Source organism: Flaviflexus salsibiostraticola (assembly GCF_003952265.1).
GTDB lineage: Bacteria > Actinomycetota > Actinomycetes > Actinomycetales > Actinomycetaceae > Flaviflexus > Flaviflexus salsibiostraticola.
In genome coordinates this window covers 2,444,221-2,463,633 of sequence record NZ_CP034438.1, presented here as the reverse complement: position 1 = coordinate 2,463,633, position 19,413 = coordinate 2,444,221, and the positions used below count along the sequence as shown (strand labels likewise).

The following is a 19,413-nucleotide window of genomic DNA, read 5'->3' as shown; positions in this document are numbered from 1 at the left end:
CGCCCTCCCCTCGTCGGACGACAGATTACCAGCCTCAGCCGAGCAGGTCGGGGCGCCTCCAGTCCGCCCCACGGACGTGGGTGTCGAGGAAGGCGAGGACGGTCTCGTACCAGACGACCGAGTTCGACGGCTTGAGGATCCAGTGGTTCTCGTCCGGGTAGTAGAGGAACCTGTGGCCCTCGGCCTTCGAGTACCGCAGCAGCGCATGCCACAGCGCGTGACTCTGGGAGATGGGCACCCGGTAGTCCTTGTCACCGTGGATGACGAGCATGGGGACCTCGATCTGCTCGGCGAAGGCGTGGGGAGAGTAGGTCCCTGCCTGGGTCGGCGCCATCCATTCGTGCCATTCGCCGTTGTCGGTCGTCCTGCCCATCATGTCGACATTCCACAGAGAGGCGTGGGTGACGATGCAGGAGAACCGGTCACCCGTGTGGCCTGCCATCCAGTTCGCCATGTAACCGCCGTAGGACCCACCCAGCAGCGCCGTGTTCTCGCCGCTGATGTCCTCGCGGGCCTCGGCCGCGTCGACAAGGGCGAGGATGTCGGTGTAGGGGGCGCCACCGAGCTCGTCGTTGCCGCGGTCGATCATCGCCTGGCCGTAGCCGGTTGAGATCGCCGGGTCGGGCAGGAGCACCGCGTAGCCGCGGGCGACGAACGGCCCCGGGTTCCAGCGCCACGTCCAGTCGTTCCACGACCCCCAGGGGCCGCCGTGGACGAACACGGCGAGCGGGGCCGGCTCATCCGAGTCAGGCAGAGCCAGCCAGGCCCGGACCTCCGTGCCGTCCGCGCCCGCGGCCGTCACCTCGGTCAGCCTCCCGACCTTCGCGATCTCCGGGGTGAGGCGCGGGAGCGCCGTCACCGATCCGGTGGCGGGATCGACGGTGACGGGTGTCGACGGCTGGTCGATCGCGGACTGAAGGGCATAGACCAGACCATCGCGGATGCCGATGTCATGGTAGGCGCAGTCGTCCTCCGTCAGCAGCGACCACTCCCCGCCCTCGACATCGACCCGGTAGAGGGAGCCGCGGCCCTGCCGGTCAGCGGCGAGGATGATCGTCGACTCGTCGAGCCACACGGCCTCGTTCGGCCAGTCGTCGAAGGTGGGGCTGAGCGGGCGACGGTCGCCCGTCGCCAGATCGGCGATCTCAATCGAGTTCCGCAGGGGGTGACCATCGCGGTTGCCGGTCTCGACCCAGATCATCGCGAGGCTGCCGGACGGCGAGAACGCTCCCGCGTTGTAGTCGGCGAGCCTGTCGCCCTCCTCCCCCGAGATCGCGGGTGCGATGACGACGGGCGTGGTCCGGCCGTCGCGAATGAGGTGGACGGACTGCCTCTGGACGGTGCCAACGGTCGTCTGCTCGATCGTCACGAGGATCGCCGAGCCGTCGTCCGACACCTCAACGCCCTGGAGCCGTCCAGCGGGGACCTCGATCGGCGTCAGCTCGATCTCGTCATCGCCGTCGAGCGAGGGGGCGTCGGCGACGTAGAGCCGAGGGTAGGCGGGGCCGTGGTCGTGATCCCAGTAGCGGACGGGGAAGCTCTCGTGGAGGATCGCGCTGACGCCGCGATCCTTCCGCTTCTTGCTCACCTCGGCGTGCTCACCCTCGGTCGTGGTGCTCTCAAGAGCGGAGGCGGTGATGAAGAGGCGTCCGCCCGCGGCGACGACGTCGTCGACGCCGTCCGGTCTGCGCAGGACGACGCGGGCCTCCCCATGTGGGGGCAGCATCCAGAGTGCCTCGACGCCGTCATCCTCGGCCCGATCATCCTCCCTCTTCGACGTGAAGTAGATTTCGCCGCGCTCGCCGATCGCGGAGAGCGACTCGCCCTTCTTCGCCCGCGTCAGCGCGAGCGGTGCCTGCCCGACCTCGACGAGGCGTGAGGTGTAGGAGTCGAGCTTGTCGGAGATCGTCGCAACGGTCGCGACTGTGCGGCCGTGACGCGTCGCCATCCCCGAAATCCTCGGGGTGGAGACGAAGTCGTCGAGAGAGGTGTAGATCTGTGCTGTGGTTTCGCTCATGGCACCATCGTACCGGCGTCCGCGATTCGGGCGCGGAGAGCGTGCCGAGGTTTGACGGCGGGACCGGGGACCAGTGGGCGGCAGGCGTTCTCGTCTATATTGGCTATGTGCCAGCCCAGACAGCGCTCCCACTCCGGCAGCGGCTCCGCCCCCACCTGCCAGATGTTCTGGCGGCTCTTCTCATCGCCGCGGTCACCGCACTCATCTGTCTGCCCGGCATCGCCCGCTTCAGCGGGGTCTCCCTCTATGACGAGATGACGCACGTCGACTACGCGTACAGGATCGCGTATGAGCAGCGCGTCCCGCGTGCCGTGGAGCCGCTCTCCGACACCGTGCTCGAGGAGTGGGCGTGCCGTCCGTCGACCTGGAACCCGGACGAGGAGCTGTGCGACCTCGCGGAGGCCGGCCGGGCCGAGCCGGAGGAGTTCCCGGCGGATGGCGCGAACTACAACGGCTTCCACCCGCCGCTCTATTACGCACTGACAGGCGTCGGCGCCCGGGCCCTCCTCGCACTGACCAGCCCTCTCACCGATCTCTCCCTCGTCGTCGCCATGCGGGTCATGTCGATGATCTGGCTGTCGGCCGGACTCATCGCCTTCTACGGGACGATGAGGATGTGGCTCACGCGCCGCTCGCTCAGCCTCGCGATCACCCTCGCCCTCGGCACGACGCCCGCGATTGCGTCGTTCGGTATGCAGGTGAACCCGGATGCAACGGCGGTCCTCGCCGGGGCTGCCGCCGTCTATCTCGCCCACCGCATCTTCCACGGACGGCCCTCCTTCGCGGCCGCCGCCATCCTCGCCCTCCTCGTCGCATCGACGAAGCTCCTCGCGGTCGTCGCGATCTTCTCGGTCGTCACGGTCGCGCTGCTGCGAGCCCTTATCCGCATGAGGAAAGAGAACCGGCAGACGACGCTGGCATGGGCCGCGCCATTCGGCGGGGCCCTGCTCGGCACCGGGCTCTCTCATCTCATCTCCGAACTGCTGACCCGCCTTGCCGGGCCCCCGACGCAGGACAATCCCATCATCGGTCTGTCGACGGCCGAGCTGACCGGCCCGTTCACCCGGCCCCTCGTCGACACGCTCGCCATCAACGCCGACCTGGTGAGTATGTACTGGCTGCCGGCCCAACTCGATTCCACGCTGTGGGGAATGATGGCGCGGGTGACCGGCCTCCTCCTCATCGCCGCCGTCGGGATCCTCCTTGCGGCCCACCGCAGCAACGACCCGAGGTTCCTCCTCGCGCTGTCGACGGCGGCAGGCGCCCTGTCGGTGCCGATCGTCATCCAGATCCGGCAGCTGCTCGTCAACAACGACTACTTCGCGGGTGTCGCCGCCCGCTACGCGATCACGATCATCCCGCTCGCCTTCGCCTGTGCCGGCCTCGTGCTCGTCCAGCGCCGCTGGGGCACAGTGGCCGCCTGGATATTCGCCGGTATCACGACGGCGATTGCCCTGGGGTCGACGCTGGGAGTGCTGACGCTATGACCGCCCTGCGACTGAACGACGGCGCCGCCGTCGCCATCATCTTTCTCTACACCCTCCTGCTCTGCATCCCCGCCGTCTTCCGCTACGACGGGGTCTCCCTCTACGACGAGATCACCCACTTCGACTACGCCTACAAGCTGACGGTCGAGCACTCGATCCCAAAGTCGGTCGAGCCGTTGGCCGGCGACTCCCTTAAGGCGTGGGCCTGCCGGGACAGCGAGTGGGTCGAGGACTCCTCCGACCTGTGCGAGCGCGCTGAGGATGGCACCGCGACCCGGTACGAGTTCCCGGTCGATGGGGTCAACTACAACGGGTTCCACCCGCTCCTCTATTACGCCGTCACGGGCTGGGGCGCGCAGGCTCTGACCGCCGCCGCCAGCCCGGTTGTCGACCTCGACCTGTTCGACGCGATGCGGATCATGTCGAGCCTGTGGCTCGCCGCGGGCATCTCCGCCTTCTACCTCGTGCTGCGCCGGTGGATCGAGCGCCCGACACTCGCCCTCGGTGCGGCCCTCCTGCTCGTCTCGCTGCCAGCGGTCACCCTGTTCGGATTCACCATCAGCCCCGACGCGGCCGCCCCGCTCGCCGGTGCGGCGGCCATCGCGATCGCGGGGCGGATGGCGGATGGCAGGCGGGCGTTTCTCATGACCGCGGTGCTCACGCTCCTCGTGGCGAGCACGAAGCTGCTCTCGATCGTCGCGATCCTCTCCGTCGTCACGGTCGGTCTGCTCTACTCCCTCCCCCACGTGAAGACCATGCGCGGTAGGGAGTTCCGGCAGTGGGCGGGACCGTTCGGCGGTGCGCTCGTCGGAACGGCTGTCGCCTACATCGGGGCGACCCTCGTCACGAGATCGGCCGGTGCGCCAACCGTCCCCAACCCGGCCGCCGGGCTGTCGACACTCGAGATGGTCGGCAGCCCGCTCCAGCCGGTCGCGCAGACCTTCGCCACCGGTCTCGGCATCGTCAATCCGTACTGGATGCCGAGCGAGCTGAACTCGCCTGAGTGGGCGGCCTTCTCCCGCCTCATGGCACTCCTCATCGTGGCGGCACCCTTCATCATCATGTGGCTCTCCAACCCGAAGAGCCGCGACTTCATTCTCGGCCTGTCACTCCTCGCTGGCATGCTCACGGTTCCCGTCCTCATCCAGGTGCGAGAGATTCTGACGAGGGATGAATACTTCGCGAACGTGGCGACCCGCTACTCGATCTCCCTCATCCCACTCGCCATCGCCATCATCGCGATCCTCGCCTCACGCAGATCCTGGGGGCAGGCCGCAGTCTGGTCACTCGCGGGACTGTCGATGCTCCTCGCTCTCGGCTCGATCAACGGGATCTTCACCGTCTGAGAACGGCGTACCGTTCCCCCGCGAACATCAGCCCCAGGGCCTCACCGGGACAGCCGCGAGCGCAGTCGCGTCCCCGCCTTATTCACGGTGACCTTCAACCCGTCGTGGCGGATCGAGGCGCCGACCTTCCGCAGGAGGCGCGTTGCCTGTGCGGCTGGCCGTGACGTACCGGGCTCCAGCTCGTACGGCTCGATATCGACGGCCAACGGTGTGAACGGTTCGTCCCTGGTCACCGGCGGGAACTGCGAGCCGGTGTGGTGGCCGTGCTTGCCGACGTGCGCCCACGCCTCTCGGAGAATCGCCTCGGCCTCTTCGCCCTGAACCGCAGGTGACCTCGTGAGGAGGGCCTCCTGGCGGGCGGTGGATCCGATCCTGCTTCGCAGGGCGGGATCATCGAGGAGGGTGAGGATGTGCTCGACCCACTCATCCTCAGTCGAGGCGAGGTAGCCGGTCTCGCCGTTGCGGATGACCTCGCGGAACGGCTGGGTTGGAGTAGCCACGGTCGGTGTCTCGACCAGCGCGGCCTCGAGCCACTTGATCGCGGACTTGGCCTCGTTGAAGATCGATCCGCCGGTCAACGGGGCGAGGCAGACATCGACATCTCTCAAGTAGGCGGGAAGCTCCTGCCAGGGGACGAGCGGCAGGCGGACGATCCGGTCGGCGAAACGGTCAAGGATCCCGGTGGGGACGACGAGGCCGCCGAGCCACAGCTCGACATCCCGCTGCTCGAGGACGCGGGCGATGGCGGGCTCGATTGAGGCCCAGTCCGCGTCGTGGGTTTTCGTGCCGGAGAAGAAGCCGATCCGCAGCGGGCCGTCGGCCCGCTCGCGGGTGAGCTCCCGCTCCGAGGCGCGGGCGAGCAGCGCCGAGACGCCGTTGTGGTACGTGTGGGCGGGGATGCCGATGAGGCGTGCGGCCTCACTGCTGACGGTCTGCGTGGAGCCGATGAAATAGTCGCAGTTCTCAAGGGTGGTCCGGTACCGGTGAATCCCCTCCCGCCACAGGTCGCGCTCCTCGGGCGTCAGTGTCGCGAGATTATCGAGCAGCGGCTCGATCTCCGGATCGAAGATGAGGTCGTCGACATCGCCGAGGATCGGGATAGTCCGCTCGGAGGAGCGGATCGATTCGATGAGCTCGAGGATCTGAGGGGTGGCGGGTACTCGGTAGAAGACCACCGCATCTGCCTGCGCCACCCGCTCGGGCAGGGCCGGGTCGCGATAGGTGTGGATGGTGGCGCTGATGCCCCGAGTCGCGAGCGCCTCGGCGGGCAGGTGCGCCCGGTACCGGCCGGGGGCGCCCTGGATGCCGGTGATGAAGACGACGTCCCTGATCAGCTGCTCAATCGCCTCGCCCGCGGCACCGAGGCTGACATTCTGACCACCGACAAGACTTCGGTAGAAGCTCTCGAGTTCTGACATCTGCTCATTCGGGGTCACGGTCCGCACGGCAGATCCGTGTCCCATGAGGGCGGCCGCTGCGGCCGGATCGGACAGCTCTTCAATGGCGGACCGCAGCTGCTCGGCAGACCCGGTGGCGATGACCCGCCCGTTGACGCCGTCGTGCACGGCCTCGGAGGGTCCGGGGGTGTTCGAGGTGATGACGGCGAGCCCCGCCCCAAGGGCCTCGCGGGTGAGGATGGAATGGGATTCTCGTGCGAGCGACGGGAGGATGAGGACGTCGTGCTCGGCGAGGACCCCGGCCAGCTCGGCGGGATCGAAGGCCGGGCGGCTCGAGACCCAGTCCGGACCGGCAAGGTCAGCACCGTAGACACTGAGGGACGTGCCGGGAGCCACGCGTGCGCCCGTGACCGCGTCGGCAAGGACGTGAAAGCCCTTGAGTCGGTCACCGCCGCCGGCGTAGAGGAACCGGACCGCTCCGTCCGAGCGGCGCCTGTCGGCGACACCGGCCAGGTCGACCCCGTTCTCATTGACGCGGACGAGCTTGGCGGGGACACCGTTGGCGATGATCGCCTGCCCCATCGCCGCCGAGGGGACGAGGATGAGATCGGCGTGGGCCAGACGCTGGGCGAGCCACTCGTTGCGGGCGGTCAGCCACTCGGCGCTCACCGAGCACTGGCACTCGCCGCAGTCCCGGACGATCGAGCAGGGCCGGAACTCCGTATCGACGAGGAATTGGCGCGAGCAGATCCACCAGAAGTCGTGCATTGTCACGACGATCTTCGCTCCCACCGCACGGGCGGCGTCGATGAGGCCGCCGCCGAGTGTCTGCAGGGAATGGATGTGGACGATGTCGGGCTTGACGGCGGCCAGGTGGCGGGCGAAGGCGCGGGCCACGGCCGGATTGTTGAAGTTCTTCGTGTCGGCCCAGCTGAGGTACGGGGAGATCCCGATCCAGTGGACGGGGATGCCGTTCTCGACCGTGTCCTTCTCCTCGAGCGGCTCGAGGGAATGGAGATCGCCCGCGAAGACAGAGGACTCGTGGCCAAGCGCCGCCATCGCCTCCGCGCACCGCTGGGGCATCAGCGTTCCACCGGAGACGAAGTCGGGTGGGAAGTGAGCCGAAACCTGCACGATCCGCATGGCGCTACACTACCAAGAATCGTGTTCGGCTCTATGATGGCGGCATGACGACTGCCGCTGATTGGCTCCAGGCCCTCGCCGAGCGTGACGAGACGTTCCGCGCCTCCATTGCCCCCGTGAGTGCCGACCATGTGGGTGAGCTCTCGATGGTCGAGATGCAGGCCCGGCTCGTCGCCGCGGCCGAGGGGAACTCGCTGCGGGACGCGATCATCCGCAGCCAGTCCGCCCGCATCGCCGAACTCACGGACGAACTCCGGCGGGCTCGCCGGGCGGCTCCCCTCTCTCCCTCCTCGGTCAAGAACGCAGCCAAGGCCGCGGCGGACCGCTCGCCGGCCCCGGTCCGCCGCGCCGCCTATGGCGGGGCGCGGGTGCTGCGCGGCGGGAAGCACGCCGTCCTCCGCCTGCTCGGGCGGGCCTGATGAGACGGGCGGTCGCCCTCTGTCGGACGGCGAATGACGCGGCGCGCGTCCAGGGCGCCTGGGAGGCCCAGCGCGCCTCATCCTGGACCCTGACGATCCTTCTGCCGCCCGAGGCGGGCACGGATGTCATCTCGTCGATGAGCGCTCCTGGAATCACAGTCTCGACTGTTGAGGGACCCTTGATCCCCGAGGCTCTCCGCCTCGCGGCGGAGAGCGACGTGGCGTGGCTCCTGCGGGAGGGGCGGGCGCCAGAGACCGGCTCACTCGCGGCGATCGAGCAGTGGCTGTCCCAACGCCCGGCCGACGTGCTGTACGGGGACTCGGTCGATGAGGGTGGGGTCCTCACGACTCGGCCCCGCTTCGGCCGGATCCGCATGCTGTCGACCGGTGCCATCGGCGACTCGCTCGTCATCAGCGGCGCTCTCGCCCAGGAGATCATCGCCCAGGGAGCACCCACCGAGTGGCACGCCGCGGTCATGGCGCTCATCGATTCCGCACAGACCGTCGATCACATCCCTGTCGTCCTCGACTCGGGGCGCGGCGACCCGCCCCTCTCGACCGCTGAGAGGGCGGCGATCCTCTCCCCGCACGATCCGGCAGCGATCCTCTCGGGCGATGGTCGGCACATCCTCCCCGGCGCGCCGATCTCGCAGGAGTCGGTCAGCATCGTCATCCCCTCGATCGGGACGGCCGCGAGCTTCGGCGAAGATGACCGACCGGCGCTCCTCCCCTGCCTCGAGTCGATCCTCGCCCGGGACACAGCCCTTCTTCGGGAGATCATCGTCGTCGCCGGCCCCCGCATGCCCCAGCACGTCATCGACAGCGCCCGCGACATCGCCGGTGATCTGCTCGTGGTCGTCGACATCGACGGCGAGTTCAGCTTCTCCGCCTCGTGCAATCTGGGGGCCGCGCACGCCACCGCCTCCCACATTCTGTTCCTCAACGACGATGTCGAGGTCGTGACCGACGACTGGCTCGCCCTCATGATGAGGATGGCTCTGCGTCCCCGTGTCGGCGCTGTCGGGGCTCGCCTGCTGTTCCCCGACGGCCGCATCCAACACTGTGGAATCACGGTCCGACCCGACACGTGCGAGCCGAACCATCTCTACTACCGCGCGGCCCCCGACACTGTGACCGACCCGTCCGCGAGCGCCTGCTCGGAGTATCTTGCCGTCACGGGTGCGTGCCTGCTCGTCTCCCGGGAGGACTTCGAATCCGTCGGCGGATTCTCGCTGCGCCTGCCCCTCAACTACAACGACGTCGACCTGTGTCTCAAGCTCAAGGCCGCGGGGCTCGTCTCGGTCTCGTGCAATCCCGTCACCCTCCTCCATCGAGAGTCGACGAGCCGGGTTCCCGCGCTCACCGAGGACGAGAAGGGTGCCATGCAGCTCTGGCGCGGCGAGGTCCAGGACGACCCGTACTGGTACGCCTGGTCCTGACGCTCCGGGCAAACTGCGGCTCATCGCCCGGAGCGTGCCGCGTTATCGCCTCTCAGCGCCGCAGGTAGCGAACAGCCCTGGCGGCCGTATGCCGGAGGCCGGCACGCCGCACCGACTCCCACGTCTTCGACGTGAGGGAGCGGAGCGTCGGCCGCGGCGCGGCCACCTCGACCGGCGCGGTCCGATCGAGCCGGTCGGCGGCGTAGTGCGGGTCCCGGCAGTATGCGAGGAGCGGTGCGAGGGTTGTCTCCCACGAGAAGTCCTCCGCGGCCTCGAGCACGCGGGGCGCGATCTCCTCGGCCCGCTCGAGAACATCGAGGATCGCGGTGGCCATGGCGGCCTCGTCCTCGACGGGGACGGTGCGGCCGAGGCCGCGGGCCTCGACAAGATCACCGAAGAAGTCCCCTGCGGAGGTGATGATCGGCAGGCCCGTCCACAGGTAGTCGAGCACTCTCGTGCGGAAGCTGAAGTGAGTCTCGATGTCGGCGAAGTGGGCGGTGATACCGATGTCGGCATCGAGCAGATAGTTGTGGCGGTCCCCGTACTCAACCCAGTCGTCGAGGAAGAAAACATGGGTGTCGGTCAGACCGAGCTCGTCGGCCCGGCGGCGAGCCTCGACCGCCATCGCCATCTGCGGCACGTCGGGGTTCGGGTGCTTCGCGCCGAGGAAGAGGAGCCTGATCGTGGGGTCCGTCTGCGCGGCGATGCCGACGGCGCTGATGACGGTGAGGGGGTCGAACCAGTTGTAGATCCCGCCGCCCCAGATGAGGAGGTGGTCGCTCTCGGAGATCCCGGGGATCGCACCCTTGATGGCGCGTCGCTCCTGGACCGGGGTGGGGCCGGCGATCCCGAATGGCGCGAGGTCGATGAGGCTGCGGAGCGACCCGTCGGCGTCGTACGTGCGGGGGTTCACCCGGCCCAGTGCGGCGAGGTGCCCGATCCACAGGCTGCGCTGACTCTCGCTTGCGCAGAGGAAGAAGTCGCCGATCCGGATCTGTGCCGACAGCTCGCCGATGGCGTGCTGGAGGGCGCGATCCCGGTCGGGCATCGGCCGATGCTTCTCCACCCCAAGCGATTCGAGGTGGAACGGGTCGTACAGGTCGACGACGAGCCGGAACTCCCGCTCCCCCAGCCACGGGAAGGTGTGGACGAGGTAGCCCTGGATGATGACGATGTCGGGCGTGCCGAGGTCCTTCTCGAAGTCGGCGACCCGCGTGCCCCGGATGGCGAAGTGGGGTGAGGTGCGGTCGGCGGCGGCGAAGGTGAGGACCGTGACCTCGTGCTCGCGCGCGAGCATCCCCGCCATCTCCCACACGCGGATGGCGGGGCCCGCCATCTTCGTCGAGAACGTGTCGAGGGTGACGATGGCGATCTTCATGCGCTCTCCCATGTCAGGCTCCCGCCGGTGTCGACCAGCGGCCATCAAGAATGACGAAGCCACCCGATTCGAAGGGGGTGCCGCGCTTGACGCCGATGGCGGCGGCCTCCCGGACATAGTCATACACATGCTCGGTCGTCGTGTTGACGATGGAACCGTGGAAGACGTACTGGCCGGGCTGGAGGTAGAGGCGGGGGATCGTGAGGTCGATGGCGCCCCGGCCCTCGATATGGTCGATATGGAACTCGAGGTCGCGGGTGTTGTTCCCCCAAAGATAGGTTCCGTCGAGCGCCTCCATGCTGAATCCGAAGACCGGCCGCTCGATCCGCTGGCTGGCGTTGTAGTGGAGCCGCAGCGTGAGCCGGTCGCCCGTAGCAACGAGGTAGTCGGCGGGCTGGCCCTCCGAGTCGAGCACCTCGACGCGCTCGACGAGCGCCTCGCCGGAGCCCCACCGGACCCGCCCATCGGAGTCAATGCGGACGCCCTTCTTCGTCGAGTCGCCGTAGCGCTCGATGACGGTGCGGGCGGAGCCGACCTCGACGAGGTCACCATCCTGCAGCCACGCCGCATGGTCCGCCATCGCCCGCAGCTGCGGGATCGAGTGGGAGACGACGACGACGGTCTTGCCATCGTTGCGCAGGTCGGCGAATTTCTTCGTGCACTTGTCCTGGAAGGCCGCATCGCCGACCGCGAGGATCTCATCGACAAGGAGGATGTCGGGACGGGTGTGGATGGCGACCGAGAAGCCGAGCCGCACGTACATGCCGGACGAATAGTTCTTCACCGGCTGATCGATGAACTCCTCGACGCCCGAGAAGTCGACGATCTCGTCGAAGCGGGCATCGAGCTCGGCGCGGGACATGCCCAGGATCGACCCGTTGAGGTAGACGTTCTCCCGGCCCGACAGCTCAGGATGGAAGCCGGAGCCCACCTCGAGCATCGCCGCCAATCGGCCATCGGCCACGATCGTTCCGCTGTTGGGGACGAGGATCTTCGCCATGCACTTGAGCAGGGTCGACTTGCCGGAGCCGTTGTCGCCGACGAGGGCGAAGGTCGAGCCCTTCTCGATCTCGAAGCTCACATCGTTGAGCGCCTGGAAGTCCTCGGCGACGGAGCGGCGCCGGCGGATGATCGCGGACTTCAGTGTCCTGTTGAGCTCCTTGTAGATCTTGAAGCTCTTCGACACGTTCTGGACAGAGACAGCGATCTCGTTCATCACAGCACCTCCGCGAGATGATCCTGGTGGCGGTCGAAGATCTTCCACCCGATGAAGAAGATCGCGATCGACCCGGCGGCGACAAGGCCGAACTGGCCCCAGTCCGGCCACCTCGCGTCGTAGAGGAGGTTCCGGAAGATCTCGGCGAAGTGGATGAACGGGTTGAGGTAGTAGAGGTTCTCGATGGTGATGGAGCCGATGATCGGGCCGAAGCTGTCGGACTGCTCGCGGACGAGCTCGGCCGGGTAGACGATCGGGCTCGCGTAGAACCAGAGCTGGAACAGGATTCCGGCGAAGTGCTGGACGTCGCGGAAGTAGACATTCGCAATCGAGAAGATGAGCCCGAGCCCTGTCGCGAAGAGGGCGAGCAGGATCATCGTCACCGCGACGAGCGGGATGTAGATGAGGATGTTGCTGCCGAGCAGGAGGATGACGATGACGAGGATGACCATCTCCCACACGTGCTGGTAGAGCGCCGACAGCGTGTTCGCGAAGACGAGGATCGAGCGGGGGAAGTAGACCTTCTTGATGAGGTTCTCGTTGCCGACCACGGTCGCCATCGAGCCGGTGATGACACCGGAGAAGAAGATCCACGGCAGCAGGGCGCACATGAGCCACAGGACGAAGAGGTCGAGGCCCGAGGGGTCGCCGGGCGCAGGCTGGACGCGGATGACGATCGCGAACACGAACGAGTAGACGATCATGAGGGCGATCGGGTTCGCCAGCGACCAGAGCTGGCCGAGCGCGGTCCGCTTGTACTTGCCCTTGACCTCTCTCATTGTGAGGTTCTCAAGAAGCTCGCGCGACCCCTTGAGGTCGGAGAATATTGACAAGGTCCTCCCCTATCGTTCGCCGGCTGGTCTCAGCCTCCGCTCATTCTAGCGAGCCTCGCCTGTCACACGATCCTCGGAGGCGCCACCGAGCGTCATTCCCGTCACTACCGAGCTCCCGCGGCCGGTAGCAGAAGCAGCTCGCCGCCCGCTCAAACCACGAGGGTCGTGCGCCCTGCGGCGCACGACTCTCCTGGATCGGCTGCGAATCAGCGACTATTTCGTGAGGTCGCGGACGACGCCGAGACCATCCCTGCCATTGCGGTTCCAGTCGCCGACGACGACCTGGTCGGTGGCCCGGCCGTAGTCGAACTCCCTGTCCGCGTTCCCTGAGACATTGGAGTAGCTCATGTAGTAGCGGATGCCGCGGCGGACGGTGATCGTCTCGTTCGCGGTCGACGACCAGCGGCCGACATAGACCTCATCGCCAGGCCGGCCGTAATTGATCTCGCGATCGGCGTTGCCGGAGTTGACGGTCCACTTGAGGTAGAAGGTGTTCCCACGGCGGACTGAATCGCTCTGGGTTTGATGGAGATTCCTGAGCTTGGAAACAAGGATGGAATAATGTCAGTTATGAACAATCCCGGACGCGCCTCGCAGCGGCGGTATTCACCAGAGGAAAAGGCGGCAGCGGTGCGCATGGTGCGCGCCTTACGTAAAGAGCTGGGCACGAAGAACGGCACGGTCAAAAGAGTTGCCGATCAGCTCGGATACGGCCCAGAATCGGTACGCACCTGGGTGCGTCAGGCCGATATCGACGATGGCCACCTCCCTGGTGTGAGCACTGATGAGGCCCGCCGTCTGCTCGAGCTTGAGCAGGAGAACCGCGAGCTGCGCCGGGCCAACGAGATCCTCAAACGCGCAGCGTCTTTCTTCGGGGCGGAACTCGACCGCCAACACAAGAAATAGTGGCCTTCATCGACTTAAATAGGGACGATATTGTGGCCGGGCGCCGTCTTGGAGTCGAGTCCATCTGCAGGGTATTGCAGGTGGCTCCAAGCACGTACTACGCCGCGAAGAAACGTGGCCCCTCTGCTCGTGCGATCCGGGACGCGGAGCTGATTCCCCAGCTGTTTGAGCTGTGGGAAGCGAACTACAGCGTCTATGGAGTGCGGAAGCTGTGGAAGGCTGCACGCCGTGCGGGAATCGATATCGGCCGCGATCAGACCGCCCGTCTTATGCGAGCAGCAGGGATCGAAGGGGCACGACGGACCAAGAAAGTCCGAACCACTCACCGTGATGCGACTGTCCCTCGGCATCCTGACTTGGTCGACCGTGATTTCACCGCCACAGGCCCGAATCAGCTGTGGGTCACCGATCTGACATTCGTTGCCACCTGGGCCGGGATCGCGTATGTGTGCTTCATCATCGACGTCTACTCCCGCATGATCGTCGGCTGGCGAGTCGCCTCGCATATGCGCACACCCATGGTCCTCGATGCGATCGAGATGGCCCGCTGGTCGCGCGGGACTCACCTGCCCGGGCTTCGGTGTCACAGCGATGCAGGCAGTCAATTTACGTCCATTCGCTACGGCGAGAGACTAGCGGAGATCGGCGCTGTTCCCTCGATCGGTACTGTTGGCGATAGCTACGACAACGCTCTGGCTGAGACGGTTAACGGATACTACAAGACCGAGCTCGTGCGCGGGCCGGCACATCCGGGTCCGTGGAAGACGATCGAGGATCTAGAACTGGCCACCCTGGGCTGGGTCCACTGGCACAACACTGAACGCCTTCACGGCTACCTCGGAGACGTACCACCGATCGAGTTCGAGAACACCCACTACACTGCTACCAGCACCCCCAACGTGCTGATCGGAATCAAATAAAAAGAGCCTCCATCAAACCCAGAGCGATTCAGACCGCGATCTCGTCCATCCCATCGCCATCCCAGTCGAAGACGAACACCTCGTCGCCCGCGCGACCATAGTTGATCGACTTCGTCGGTCGGTTGGAGGCGGGGTTCTGGTAGATGTCGAACCTGTTGCCGGAGCGGAGGATGACCGCCTCCCTGCCTGTGCCATCGATATCGCCGGTGTAGACCTCCTGGCCGGCGGTCCCGAGGACGTGGGTGCGGGTCGTCGTCGGCGAGGTCGGCCCCTCGGCGAAGATGAAGGTGTTGCCGCGACGGATGAAGGGCAGGTCGCCGTTGCCGAGGACGTTGCCGACGTACACCTCGTCGCCCGACTTACCGAAGTACTGGTACTCGTTGGCGGTCGGGCTGAAGTCGTTCGTCTTGTAGATGGCGATGTCGTTGTCCCCGCGCTGCGGCTTGCGTGCGCTCTCGATCTTCAGGGCGGCATTCGCCCGCACCGAGGAGAGAAGCGGGTAGATGTTGCCGGGGCAGACAGTCGAGGAGACGTCGCGGTGTCCGAGGACAGCGGGGACGGTCGAGTTGCGGCCGAGCCTGCTGTTGTAGAACGTCCATGTACCCCGCGGGTCGACACCGGCCCGGGAGAACTGCCAGGCGACGATGTCCTCGATCGCCGTCATCGACGACGCGGACGGCTGGACGGTGCCCGTGTACGTGCCCATGACGGAGATGCCGACCGACCCGGTGTTCGCTGGCGCCGCGTGGCCGCCGACGACCATCTTCCCCGCGGTCGACGAGAGGGTGCCGTACCTGCCCTCGTAGATCGTGCCGAACCGGTCGATGAGGAAGTTGTAGCCGATGTCGTCCCAGCCGCGACCCCAGCTGTACGTGTGGTAGTCGTGGACGCTCTGGACGACGGACGGGGCCTGGGCTGCCGTGTAACTGTTCGAACCGGCTGTGTGGTGGATAACGGCGCCACCGAGGTTCGCGTAGGACGGGCGCCAGAGCGGCGGGACCCGTGTCTCGCCCCACTGAGCGCGGGTGACGACGCGGGGCGCCGGCACCGTCAGCGTCGACGGACTCATCGGAAGCGCGAGGGAGGCCGGGACAGCCTGAACGGCATCCCCAGCGGTGAAGGAGGAGGTGGTGGCGGTGTGGGCGTCGAGGAGCGGCTCTGGAGCCACCTCGTCGGCGTTGATCGCCTCCTCCATCTCGCTGCCCGGCTGAGGGGCAACGGCCGCCTCATCGGGGATCTCCGTGCTCGGGGAGTCACCGCCCCTGCCATTCGACAGAGCGAGATCGAGGGCCTCGGGGAGGACCTCGCCGCTGACGCGGACCTGGATGCCGAAGGCGCCGCCTGCGATGTAGGGCTCGGTTCCATCCCGACCCTCATCGTCGGCCTCGATCTCCAGGGCGTACCAGTCCCCCCATTCGTCCTGCTCGAGGGCGCGGATCTCGACGGAGTGCGGGGCGGCCCCCTCCCAGGTGACCCCCGCGACGAAGAATTCATCGGCCGCGAGCGGCTCGGTGAGAAGCTGATAGCCGGCGCTCTCGGAGGGAGAGTCGGCCAATGGTTCGGTGGCGCCTGCGTCGAGCAGGCTGATGACTGCGGTGCCCTCTGCTGGTTCTGCGATCGCTGCCGTCGGCGCCAGGATCAGGGCAGAGCCAAGGACCGCTGCGCGGACTCTCATACGGAACTCCCTTATGTAGCGTACATAAAGCAGTGTGACAGATGATAACGATGTGACAACCCGGTTTCAGGAATGGTCCTGAACGCCAACCGGGCAAACACTGGGAATTCCCGCCAAGAAATGCCGATTGTGATTTACGTCATACCCGCCCGCAAAGCGCTGACCTGCATGAATAGCCGCGAGTCATGGTGAGTTGCGGCGCGTTGAGCATTTTCGTGCGCGCGATGAGCGTGGACGCGGCTCCCCTACAGGGCGGTGCGGTAGCCGTCGGGATTGAGCCTCTGCCAGCGCCACGTGTCCGCGCACATGTCCTCCACTGTGCGCTCGGCCGACCAGCCCAGCTCCTCGCGGGCCCGCGTCGTGTCCGCCCAGACCGCCGTGAGGTCCCCCGCTCGGCGCGGCCCGATCTCGTAGGCGACCTTCTGTCCCGAGGCCTGCTCGAAGGCGTGAACGAGCTCGAGGACGGACACGGGAGTGCCGCGGCCGAGGTTCCAGGCACGGACGGAGATGTCCTCCGCGGAGATCTTCTCGAGGGCGGCGATGTGGCCGTCGGCGAGGTCGAGGACGTGGAGGTAGTCGCGTAGGCACGTGCCGTCGTCAGTCGGATAGTCGCCTCCGAACACCGTCAGCTTCTCGCGCTTTCCGCCCGCGACCTGGGCGACGTAGGGCATGAGGTTGTTGGGGATCCCCGTCGGGTCCTCCCCCATGAGGCCGGACGGGTGCGCGCCGACCGGGTTGAAGTACCGCAGCAGCGCCACGCGGAGATCTGAGGCTGTGGCGATGTCGGTGAGAACCTGCTCGATCATCACCTTCGTCCAACCGTAGGGGTTGCTCGAGGATAAGTCGGACTGCTCCTCCGTGAGCGGGACAGAGCCCTCGCCATAGACAGTGGCCGAGGAGGAGAAGATCATGGTGCGGCAGCCTGTTGCCATCATCCCGCCGACGACGGAGAGGGCCGACTGCAGGTTGTTGCGGTAGTAGTCGTAGGGCTTCTCCACCGACTCGCCGACGGCCTTGAGGCCGGCGAAGTGAATGACCGCATCGGGCCGAACATCCTCGAAGAGCGCCCGCGTCCCCTCCTCATCGACGAGGTCCAATTCGTGGGCGGGCACCGCCCGGCCGGTCACCTTCTCGATCCGGGCGAGCACGCCAGGTGTGGAGTTGATGTAGCTGTCGACGATGATGGGCTCGTGCCCGGCCTCGACCAGCTGAACCGCTGTGTGCGAACCGATGTAGCCGGCTCCACCTGTGATGAGTACTCGCAACTTCTCTCCTCTGTCGCCTAATTCCAGCAGTCGTCGATGCGCCACAGCTCCCGCGGGCCGTCCTTCTTCACCAGCTCGCCGTGTGGAGCCACGAGGGTTGACCGGAAGTGGGACGCGGCGAACCTCGTGTCACGAGCATGCTGGAGATAGATCCAGCGTATGTCGTTCTCGTGGAGAAAGACGCAGGCAGCGGAATCGGCGGGCAGCGGGTCCGGGTCTCGCAGCATCCATGCCGCCTCCTGGCCGTGCGGCGGCATCGACGAGAACGTCGTGACCGCCGGGACCGCTCGCACATTGACCATCGCGGGCAGGAGGACCCCACCCGATGCCGAGTCGGTCATGACCGCCTCGTCGCCGACCATGCCCGCGGCCGTCTCCCAGAACTCACCATCTCCTTCATTCCACGCGGGTCCGCCGACGAAGTATGGGGAGGTGAAGCTCGCCTGGTAGTTGCCGCGCACGATGACATCCGCGCGGGCGTGGTGCCGATCGAGCCATGTGATCGACAGGGCGAGCGCGACGATGAGGAGGCTGACGCCGCCTCGGACGATCTCCCGGTCCCCCGACACGCGCGGCGCAATCCGCTCCGCGAGCCATCCGGCCCCGAGCGCGGCAGCCAGGATTGTGAACATCGATAGCACCGCGAGAATCCGTTCCGGATCTCCGTACCAGAAGGCGCCGGTGACATCGGCGATTGTCGCCTCCAACGGGGTGAGGAGGAGGAAGACGAAGAAGATGAGGCCCGCGAGGAAGAATGCCCGCGACGGGTGCCGGACGGCGACGGCGGACCCGATGATGAGGAGGACCATGAGTCCGACGGCGGGGGCGATTGGGAAGGGTTCGTTCACACTGAAGTGGCCGAACGACACCATGGAGCCCGTCAGCTCGAGCGCGGGAGTCTGCGGCCGGGAATAGCTGCCCATACTGATGACAGACGGCACTCGAGAGGCGATGACCGAGCCCGCTAAGCCTCCCACAAAGATGAGCAGCGCGACGGCGAGGGGCATGACCGGTTGCCTCCGCACACGGCCACTGCGAGCGGCCGCACGCTCGATCAGTTCGACGAGGGCCGCGGCAAAGACCACGGCCGCGAATACGGCAGCCCCGCTCGGGTGGGCGCTGATAATGCCCGCGAGGCCGAGGATAACCGCCAGTCCGCCGGGAATCGACCTCGACCGCACCGAATGGACGAGCAGGGCGAGCAGCCCGGGCGTCAGCGCGAGCGCCAGTCCGAACGGCCACTGCCCCTGGCGGAACATGGGGATGAAGGGGAAGGACAGCGTGGCGAGCGTGAGGAGAGGGGCGGCGATCCACGCGCCGGGGTGCCCGGGGAAGAGCACCCGGGCGAGGCTCGTCAGTCCGATGATCCACACGAGCGTGGTGACGATGGCGAGGACGTTGCCGGCAACGACGGCCTGAGAGACGGGGATGGCGGCCGCGAGCGCATGGAAGGTCGATGGATAGAAGGAGACGGAGCCGGTCGCTCCGACCATCCAACCGCGGGTCTCGAGCGGGTGGACGGTGCCCCACTCGTTGAAGATCCCGGCGATCGCGTTGTAGTGGGAGACCGAGTCGCGCCGCTGCAGCGGGACATCGAGCGCGCCCATGCCGTCCAGCACCTGGTAGGTGGTGATCACGCAGCTGAGAACCAGCGCACCAAGGGCGACTCCCAGGAGGAGCCGGGATGGCTCCCTCTCAGCGGCGGCGAGCCGAGGCGACAGGGCCCACAGGATGAGGCCGACAAGCGCCATGACGCCCGCAACGGCCCACGCGGTCACCGCCCACCCATCCCCCGTGGCGAGGGAGCCCGTGAGGCGGATCGTCAGGGGTGTGAGAGCCCCGGCAAGCATGGCCGGGCCAGCCCCGAGGGCGACGATGGGCGGGATGCGCAGCCCACGCAGCAGCAGGTATCCAGGTAGGAGCAGTCCTACGAGTGTCCCTGCGACGAGCAGCGAGGCTGGCGCATCCACCG

14 protein-coding genes and 1 other annotated feature are annotated in these 19,413 nt (G+C 66.9%); of the genes, 5 read left to right on the top strand and 9 right to left on the bottom strand.

Annotation, left to right across the window (positions count from 1 at the left end; all coding sequences use genetic code 11):
• Positions 1–34: 34 nt before the first annotated feature.
• On the bottom strand, positions 35–2,017 hold the full coding sequence (locus tag EJO69_RS11500; protein WP_126041972.1) for a S9 family peptidase: 1,983 nt from the start codon (positions 2,015–2,017) through the stop codon (positions 35–37).
• A gap of 107 nt (positions 2,018–2,124) precedes the next feature.
• Between EJO69_RS11500 and EJO69_RS11495 the strand changes: the two genes are divergently transcribed.
• Positions 2,125–3,504 (top strand): hypothetical protein, encoded by a 1,380-nt coding sequence (locus EJO69_RS11495; protein WP_126041970.1) that lies wholly within the window; start codon positions 2,125–2,127, stop codon positions 3,502–3,504.
• Complete coding sequence (locus tag EJO69_RS11490) at positions 3,501–4,850, top strand: hypothetical protein (protein WP_126041968.1); 1,350 nt, start codon at positions 3,501–3,503, stop codon at positions 4,848–4,850. The genes EJO69_RS11495 and EJO69_RS11490 overlap by 4 nt, the downstream gene beginning before the upstream one ends.
• Before the next feature lie 41 nt (positions 4,851–4,891).
• Here EJO69_RS11490 and EJO69_RS11485 read toward each other — a convergent pair whose 3' ends face one another.
• Complete coding sequence (locus tag EJO69_RS11485) at positions 4,892–7,330, bottom strand: glycosyltransferase (protein ID WP_164519958.1); 2,439 nt, start codon at positions 7,328–7,330, stop codon at positions 4,892–4,894.
• 104 nt (positions 7,331–7,434) lie between these two features.
• Here EJO69_RS11485 and EJO69_RS11480 point away from each other — a divergent pair, with 104 nt between their 5' ends.
• Positions 7,435–7,809 (top strand): hypothetical protein, encoded by a 375-nt coding sequence (locus EJO69_RS11480; RefSeq protein ID WP_126041964.1) that lies wholly within the window; start codon positions 7,435–7,437, stop codon positions 7,807–7,809.
• Positions 7,809–9,248 (top strand): glycosyltransferase, encoded by a 1,440-nt coding sequence (locus EJO69_RS11475; RefSeq protein ID WP_126041962.1) that lies wholly within the window; start codon positions 7,809–7,811, stop codon positions 9,246–9,248. The genes EJO69_RS11480 and EJO69_RS11475 overlap by 1 nt, the downstream gene beginning before the upstream one ends.
• A 52-nt stretch (positions 9,249–9,300) precedes the next feature.
• Here EJO69_RS11475 and EJO69_RS11470 read toward each other — a convergent pair whose 3' ends face one another.
• The 4 genes from EJO69_RS11470 to EJO69_RS12695 all read right to left on the bottom strand — a co-directional run bounded on the left by EJO69_RS11470 (position 9,301) and on the right by EJO69_RS12695 (position 13,023).
• Entirely contained in the window at positions 9,301–10,638 is a 1,338-nt protein-coding gene (locus tag EJO69_RS11470; RefSeq protein WP_126041960.1) for a glycosyltransferase family 4 protein, read from the bottom strand.
• 1 nt (position 10,639) lies between these two features.
• Complete coding sequence (locus EJO69_RS11465) at positions 10,640–11,842, bottom strand: ABC transporter ATP-binding protein (protein WP_126041959.1); 1,203 nt, start codon at positions 11,840–11,842, stop codon at positions 10,640–10,642.
• The gene (locus tag EJO69_RS11460; protein WP_245993659.1) at positions 11,842–12,675 is read right to left on the bottom strand and encodes an ABC transporter permease; all 834 of its coding nucleotides are present in this window, start codon (positions 12,673–12,675) and stop codon (positions 11,842–11,844) included. Before EJO69_RS11460 ends, EJO69_RS11465 begins: the two co-directional genes overlap by 1 nt.
• A gap of 213 nt (positions 12,676–12,888) precedes the next feature.
• Positions 12,889–13,023: a hypothetical protein gene (locus EJO69_RS12695; RefSeq protein WP_281272843.1), complete on the bottom strand. Its 135-nt coding sequence runs from the start codon at positions 13,021–13,023 to the stop codon at positions 12,889–12,891.
• Positions 13,024–13,236: 213 nt separating this feature from the next.
• On the opposite strand from EJO69_RS12695, the gene EJO69_RS11455 reads away from it, so the two are divergent.
• Positions 13,237–14,501 (top strand): IS3 family transposase gene (locus EJO69_RS11455; RefSeq protein WP_126042319.1). Its coding sequence is split into 2 segments (ribosomal slippage): positions 13,237–13,540 and positions 13,540–14,501, totalling 1,266 coding nucleotides; the frame shifts between segments, so codons are not numbered across the junction.
• Positions 13,536–13,670: a sequence feature (AL1L pseudoknot), on the top strand. Its footprint overlaps the gene before it by 135 nt.
• A gap of 28 nt (positions 14,502–14,529) precedes the next feature.
• On the opposite strand, the gene EJO69_RS11450 is transcribed toward EJO69_RS11455, so the two are convergent.
• The 3 genes from EJO69_RS11450 to EJO69_RS11440 form a co-directional block, all read right to left on the bottom strand.
• The gene (locus EJO69_RS11450; protein ID WP_126041957.1) at positions 14,530–16,176 is read right to left on the bottom strand and encodes an N-acetylmuramoyl-L-alanine amidase; all 1,647 of its coding nucleotides are present in this window, start codon (positions 16,174–16,176) and stop codon (positions 14,530–14,532) included.
• A 245-nt stretch (positions 16,177–16,421) separates the two neighbouring features.
• Entirely contained in the window at positions 16,422–17,441 is a 1,020-nt protein-coding gene (gene galE, locus EJO69_RS11445; protein WP_126041955.1) for a UDP-glucose 4-epimerase GalE, read from the bottom strand.
• A gap of 17 nt (positions 17,442–17,458) precedes the next feature.
• A complete protein-coding gene (locus tag EJO69_RS11440) occupies positions 17,459–19,411 on the bottom strand; it encodes a DUF6541 family protein (protein WP_126041953.1) in 1,953 nt (650 codons plus the stop codon).
• Between the last annotated feature and the right edge of the window lie 2 nt (positions 19,412–19,413).

Coding starts and splice junctions, on each gene's coding strand:
- EJO69_RS11500 (WP_126041972.1), bottom strand. CDS start 2,017: ATGAGCGAAACCACAGCACAGATCTACACCTCTCTCGACGACTTCGTC.
- EJO69_RS11490 (WP_126041968.1), top strand. CDS start 3,501: ATGACCGCCCTGCGACTGAACGACGGCGCCGCCGTCGCCATCATCTTT.
- EJO69_RS11485 (WP_164519958.1), bottom strand. CDS start 7,330: ATGCCCCAGCGGTGCGCGGAGGCGATGGCGGCGCTTGGCCACGAGTCC.
- EJO69_RS11480 (WP_126041964.1), top strand. CDS start 7,435: ATGACGACTGCCGCTGATTGGCTCCAGGCCCTCGCCGAGCGTGACGAG.
- EJO69_RS11475 (WP_126041962.1), top strand. CDS start 7,809: ATGAGACGGGCGGTCGCCCTCTGTCGGACGGCGAATGACGCGGCGCGC.
- EJO69_RS11470 (WP_126041960.1), bottom strand. CDS start 10,638: ATGGGAGAGCGCATGAAGATCGCCATCGTCACCCTCGACACGTTCTCG.
- EJO69_RS11465 (WP_126041959.1), bottom strand. CDS start 11,842: ATGAACGAGATCGCTGTCTCTGTCCAGAACGTGTCGAAGAGCTTCAAG.
- EJO69_RS12695 (WP_281272843.1), bottom strand. CDS start 13,023: ATGAGCTACTCCAATGTCTCAGGGAACGCGGACAGGGAGTTCGACTAC.
- EJO69_RS11450 (WP_126041957.1), bottom strand. CDS start 16,176: ATGAGAGTCCGCGCAGCGGTCCTTGGCTCTGCCCTGATCCTGGCGCCG.